Origin of the sequence: Streptomyces sp., assembly GCF_031178505.1 — a bacterium.
Lineage (GTDB): Bacteria > Actinomycetota > Actinomycetes > Streptomycetales > Streptomycetaceae > Streptomyces > Streptomyces gulbargensis.
In genome coordinates this window covers 1-5,615 of the sequence record NZ_JAPSIW010000473.1, presented here as the reverse complement: position 1 = coordinate 5,615, position 5,615 = coordinate 1, and the positions used below count along the sequence as shown (strand labels likewise).

Below are 5,615 nucleotides of genomic sequence, written 5' to 3'. Positions count from 1 at the left end.
CTGGTTCACCGGAGAGCTCAGCACCGCCAGCCAGTTGGGAAGTCGCTCGAGCACATCATCGTCCACGTCGGCCTCGTACGGATGCCAGCCGTGCACGCACGTCCTGCCGTCGTCACCGCGCGCGACCTGGCTCAGTACGGTGACGACCTCGTCCTCGACTCCCGGGCCGGGGTTACCGAAGGCCACGTAGGGTGCGAGCAGCAGCAGACCCAGCGTCCAGAACAGCACGGGATCGCCCTCCGACCCCGGCGCCGTCGTGTCGAGCCGGCGGGCGCAGCCGCGCACCGTCTCATCCTTGTCCCCGGCGTGGTAGCCGTGCCGGAGCTCTTCCCAACTGCTCACCAACGGTCGCCAGTTGTCGGGCACAGGTATGACCGTCGACATGCTTTCGTGCTCCGTTCGCGAGGTCCTGGCGCCGCGGCCATTGGATCACACGGGCGGGCGCGCCGTCACCGAAGGACCGCCGCGACCCCGGCCGTCAGAGTCCCGTGATCGTCCAGGCGAGCCGGTCCGTCAAGGGCGCCTACGGGCCTCGCTGAGCGGAGGGGCTGCGGACCCGATCGCCTTATCCCAAGACCGGCGGGCTACCGGCCGTCCCCGGCCGTACTGCGGCCAAGCAGCCGGGGACGTTCGCCCGTACGCACCTGGGGAGAGAACCTCGTACGCCGACACGCGGCCGAGCGCTTGGACGATGCGGCGGACGCTGGCGGTGCGGTCGGCGAAGACGACGGCGTCGACGGCCGGCAGGTCGACGCCTTCGTCTAGGACCTTGGCGTTGGCCAGCACGCCTCGCTCGGCGTTGCTGAAGCGGGCGACGCTGTCGGCGCGCCGGTGGGGGCTGTGGGTGCCGTCGATGGACTGCACGACGACGTCGTCCGCGAAGTCGGGGCGCAGTTCGTCGGGGAGGGTGCGCAGGGTGTGGGCGAACTGGCGGGCGAAGTCGGCGGCGTCGGCGATCTGCTGGAAGTAGACGAACACGTGCCGCAGGTCCTGCTCGCGCATGGCTTTGAGGATGGCCAAGTGCAGGGCGGTGGTGCGGCGCGCGGTGGGCCCGGCTTCAGGATCGGTGAGCGCGTTGTGCAGTTCAGTGTCGGTGACGGTGGGGACGACGAGCTGGTAGTCGGCGAGGACGCCGTCATCGATGGCGTCGGCGTGGGAGTAGGTGTGCAGGCGGGGGCCGAAGATCTGCGGCTGGTCCATGGTCGCCAGCAGGGCTGGGTCGTCCCAGGCGGGTGCGGTGGCGGTGGTGCGCTTGGGTTGCGCTCTGGTGGTGGGCGGCTCGGTCAGGCGGGGGGCGTCCCACACATAGGGGGTGGCGGTGAGGTAGAGGCGGCGCTCGGCAGGGATGCGCTCGTTGTCGTGCAGCGCAGTCCAGTTCTTCTCCCAGGTGCCGGCCGTGGCGTGGGCTTCGTCCACGATCAGCAGGCCGAAGAGGGGGGCGGGGAAGATCGCGGAGTGCTGGGCCTCTTCGATCTTGGACAGCGAGTCGTAGGTGAAGAAGACCGTCGCTTTGGGGTGGCGGCCGAGCCAGTAGGCCAGGTACTCCCCCGCGTTGGCCGAGTCGACCTCGGCCTCGGCGAGCAACGGGTGGGAGGCGGCGCGTAGCGAGGAGACGGTGATCATCGGCTCGCGGCGGCCGTCTGCGCGGGCGGCCGCTGCCCACTGTGCGACCAGGTCCAGGCTGGGCACCGCCACTGCCAGGTGCCGCACGCCGAGTTCCTCGGCTACGCGCAGTGCGAAGAGGGTCTTGCCGGTGCCGCAGGCCGAGACGGCGTGCCCGCGGGTGCGCGGGCGGCGCAGGTGGCGAACCGTGTTGGCGAGGCCCTCCTACTGGTCTGTGCGCAGGACCAGACGCCCGGGGTGTTCTGTTGCGGTGGGACTGGCGGTCATCGCGCGTTTCCTCGGCATGCAGGAGGGGCTGACTCGCGTTCATTCTCGCGTACAGCAGGGGTGCGGCGCAGTGTCTCTGCTCTGGCGGGGGCGCGCTGCGAGCCCATGCGCGCCCCATGATCAGTGTTGTCGGATGCGGATACGGGGCGACGGTTCGGGGCTCGGGCTTTCTCCGCTTGGTTTCAGGCAGCCCGGCGGATGGCTGTCTTGCGTGGCGTGGGCAGGCGCAGAAGGTCTTGCAGGGGCGTGCCGTGTTCGGCCCACCGGTGCAGGCGGTCCCGGTCGATCCAGTGCACTTGGTGGCGTTCGCCCCATGTTTTGGCGTCCCGGGTGAAGGAGCCGTTGGTGACCACGACTGCGATATCAGCTCCGTGCGCGGGGCCTGCGGTGCCTTTGACCTGGTACATCACTGAGGAGCCGACCTTGCCGGCGACGGTCGTGTGCTTGGCCTGCAGGACGATTCTGCCGCGTTGGCGGTCTTCGCCGATGACGTCTGCGGCCTGGTCTCCTTGTCGGCCGACCTGCCGTGCGTTCCAGCCGTCCCGGAGGAGCAGGTCACGTAGGGCGAACTCGAAGGCCCGGTTGTCCATGGCGTCGAGTTGCGCGAGCGTGATCCGGAGCCGGGCCAGCGTCTGGGCCCGCACCTTTCGGGCCCGCAGTTCACGGATGAACTGCCAGGCTGCGTAGCCGAGGGCGAGAGCGGCGAGGACGGCGAGCCATGGCCAGATGCGGACGGCTGCCTGCCATGTGACTGTGGCGATCTTGGCCAGCAGCCAGAGTGCGGCGCAGGCGACGGCCGCGGCGGCGGCCTGTTCCCTGCCGCCGCGGGGTGGGCGTAGCCGGGGCGAGCGGCGGGGCATCAGTGGCCCGCGCTCGCTGACACTGATGGTGTAGGGGTTTGCGGTGTTGTCGGGGAGGCCTCCCCGAAGCCGATGAGCTGGGTCCATAGCCACACCACCGCGATCAGCCCTGCGATCGACCAGCCGCTCAGTTTCTTCGTGCTGGGGCGGGGTTTGCGTCGGTAATGGCTTCGCACCTTGTAGTAGCCCTCGGGCGGCTTCGCCACTGCTTCCTCCTCCGTGTCGTCAGGCCGCCGACTGCGGTCTGATCTTTGGGAATTAGGTGTAGCAGCGGGCACTGACAAATCCGCCGGTTTGATCAGCGGAGGCCTTGGCAGTGCCTCGAAAACGCGCCGTGATGCGGTCACGGGTCCGGCGGTGTTCGAACATGCGGGACAGTGGTTCTCGGATCTGCGGGAACTCCTGTCATGCGGACTGGACTGGCGTGTTCTGGCACGGCTGCGGTGGCCGATGCAGGTGCTCATGCACCGCAGTGCTCTGTTTCCGTCACTTCGATCACATGCAGAAATGGCATGAAGCAGTACGTGTTCGATGCGCTCCTTCTGGGAGGCAGGTCGGGTGCCTTCAGGGATGGGCGGCTTTCGACGCGGGAGCGCTGTGGGGCTGCCTTTCTCGGCGGGGCCGAGAGGGGTACAGGCAGCCCCGGCGGTTGTGGCTACGCCTTGAGCCGACGGCAGGTTGGAGATCTGCGAGTGTGCGCGGCGTGGGGCTTGCGTTTCGTCGGCGAGGGCGGGTCCGGCGTCCGTCGTGGGGTCATTCGGCCGCTTCGGTCAGGTGGGTGAGGGTGGAGCCGTCGATGTTCTTGGAGATGTGCAGGCGTTGGGTGGTGCGGCGGCGGAGTTCGGGGACGTGGCTGATGAGTCCGACGGTGCGGTCGTGGGCGCGTAGGGAGTTCAGGACGTCGAGGACTTGGTGGAGGGTGTCTTCGTCGAGGGTGCCGAAGCCTTCGTCGATGAAGAGGGTGTCCAGTGCTTGGCCGCCGGCTTCGGCGGTGACGATGTCGGCCAGGCCCGGGGCGAGGGCCAGGGAGACGTAGAAGGATTCGCCGCCGGAGAGGGTGTCGGTGTGGCGTTTGTGTCCGCTCCAGGCGTCGAGGGCGTCCAGGCCTGATTTGGCGCCTCGGGCGGCTCTGTCGTCGGAGTGGACGAGGGTGAAGCGGTGGTGGGACATGCGTGACAGGCGGGTGTTGGCAGCGTCGACGACGTCTTCGAGGCGGGCTGCCAGTACGTAGGACTCCAGTTGCATGCGGAGCTGGTTGCTGGGTGAGCCGCCGCTGATGAGGCCGTGGGGGTGATCGACGGTGCGGTAGGTGTCCTCGAGGGGTTCCAGGCGCTGGATGTGGGTGTCCAGCTGAGCGGTGAGGGTGGCCAGGGCGGTTGTCCGGTCGGCGGCCTGGGTGGCGAGGGCTGCCGTGCGGGAGTGGGTTGCGGTGGCAGTGTTCAGTTCGGTGACGGCGTGCTCGAGGTCGGCCGGAGGCTGGTCGATGGCTGCCTGCAGTTCGGGTTCGGCGAGCCGGGCGGTCAATACGAGGCACTGTTCACGCCAGTGGGTGATTTGACTCTCGATCGCGGTGAGTTCGTCGTCGGGCAGGCGGGCGGCCGAGGCTTCGGCCGGGGAAGTGAAGCCTGCCGCGTGGGCTGCCTGCTCCGCGAGAGCGGCGGCGCTGTGGCGGCTTGCGGCGGTTGCTGTCACGGTGGCCGCGCACGCGGCGGCGGCCTCGAGGCGGCCGGCGTGCTGGGTGAGGTCGGTGATGCGGTCGGCGAGTGTGGCGTGCCCGTTGAGGGCGGTGGCGAGGCGGTGGGTGAGCTCTTCGCGCTGCGTGTGCAGGCTGTCGTAGGTGGCGTCGGCGGCGCCCAGGCGTGCGGTTGCGGTGTTGCGGGTGTGCTCGGTTTCGGCCTGCTCCTTTTCCAGGTGGGCGAGTTGTTCGCTGGCCGGTCCGGCGTCAGATGTCTGGGAGAGGGCGTTGGCGAGGTGTTGTTCGAGGGTTGTGCGGTGGGCGGTGAGGTCGGCGAGGGGGTGTCGCCGCCGGCTTCACCGCGTGCCGTGGCGGCCTGTTCGTTCAGGTGGGCCAGGGTCTCTTTGGCCTTGTTCTCGCTCTGCTGGGCGCGGGTGTGGGCGGCTTCGGCGGCCTGTTCGTCGGCGCGGTGGGCTGGCCTGGCTGGGCGGTGGCGGGTGCGGGGTGGGTGGGGGAACCGCATACGGGGCAGTGTTCGCCGTAGACGAGCCGGCCGGCGAGCTCGGCGACGATGCCGTCTGTACGACGGCGCCGGATGTCGATGTACGTTTTCGCGGCTTGCTCGGAGTCCTTCTCGGCCTGGCTGAGGACTTTGTGGGCGGCGCTGATCTGCTGGTCAAGGGCGTCACGGCGTCTGGCGGCTTCCAGCTGCTTTTCGACGAGGTTGAGGGTGGGGGTGAGTTCGCGGCTGGTCTCCTGTGCGCTGCGGGTGTCTTCCAGGCGTGCGGCCAGGGCGGCGCGGCGTTGGGGAAGGGTGTTGAGCCGTTCCTGGGCGTCGGTGAGGGTTTCGGTGAGCTGCTGGCGCTCGCGGTCGAGTGCGGCCAGTTCTGCCGTGTGGCACGGAGGGTGGCCGGTGGCCGTTCTCATATCCGGACGCTCACTCCGACGCCGGGCTAAACGCCCGGATCAGGTGGGAACCCGTACACCACTTCCCAGGACGTAACCGACGCGGCGGCGCCAGGCGGGAGAAAACAGATGGCGCGGTGAGGATCGTCCGGGGAACGCGAAAGAGCCCGGATCGTGTAGATCCGGGCTTCTTCGGCAGTAGCGGGGACAGGATTTGAACCTGCGACCTCTGGGTTATGAGCCCAGCGAGCTACCGAGCTGCTCCACCCCGCGTCGGTGTCCCC

The 5,615-nt window shown here is 69.0% G+C and carries 4 protein-coding genes, 1 tRNA gene and 2 pseudogenes; all 7 read right to left on the bottom strand.

The features are described from left to right. Window positions 1-384: pseudogene (locus RIF68_RS25565) on the bottom strand (hypothetical protein); the annotation flags it as partial. Window positions 385-513: 129 nt separating this feature from the next. After that, window positions 514-1,002 carry a helicase-related protein gene (locus RIF68_RS25560; protein ID WP_309053656.1) on the bottom strand — a complete coding sequence of 163 codons (489 nt, stop codon included), beginning with the start codon at window positions 1,000-1,002 and terminating at the stop codon, window positions 514-516. A gap of 318 nt (window positions 1,003-1,320) precedes the next feature. Then, window positions 1,321-1,809: pseudogene (locus RIF68_RS25555) on the bottom strand (DEAD/DEAH box helicase family protein); the annotation flags it as partial. Between the two features lie 263 nt (window positions 1,810-2,072). Further along, window positions 2,073-2,750: a restriction endonuclease gene (locus RIF68_RS25550; protein ID WP_309053655.1), complete on the bottom strand. Its 678-nt coding sequence runs from the start codon at window positions 2,748-2,750 to the stop codon at window positions 2,073-2,075. A 753-nt stretch (window positions 2,751-3,503) separates the two neighbouring features. Continuing rightward, complete coding sequence (locus RIF68_RS25545) at window positions 3,504-4,442, bottom strand: SbcC/MukB-like Walker B domain-containing protein (protein WP_309053654.1); 939 nt, start codon at window positions 4,440-4,442, stop codon at window positions 3,504-3,506. Window positions 4,443-4,809: 367 nt separating this feature from the next. After that, window positions 4,810-5,352 (bottom strand): hypothetical protein, encoded by a 543-nt coding sequence (locus tag RIF68_RS25540; RefSeq protein WP_309053653.1) that lies wholly within the window; start codon window positions 5,350-5,352, stop codon window positions 4,810-4,812. Window positions 5,353-5,530: 178 nt separating this feature from the next. Then, window positions 5,531-5,604: transfer RNA gene (locus RIF68_RS25535), tRNA-Met, on the bottom strand. Between the last annotated feature and the right edge of the window lie 11 nt (window positions 5,605-5,615).

Excerpts from the sequence above, each read along its gene's own strand:
- RIF68_RS25540 (WP_309053653.1), bottom strand. The coding sequence starts at position 5,352 with ATGAGAACGGCCACCGGCCACCCTCCGTGCCACACGGCAGAACTGGCC.
- RIF68_RS25560 (WP_309053656.1), bottom strand. The coding sequence starts at position 1,002 with ATGCGCGAGCAGGACCTGCGGCACGTGTTCGTCTACTTCCAGCAGATC.
- RIF68_RS25550 (WP_309053655.1), bottom strand. The coding sequence starts at position 2,750 with ATGCCCCGCCGCTCGCCCCGGCTACGCCCACCCCGCGGCGGCAGGGAA.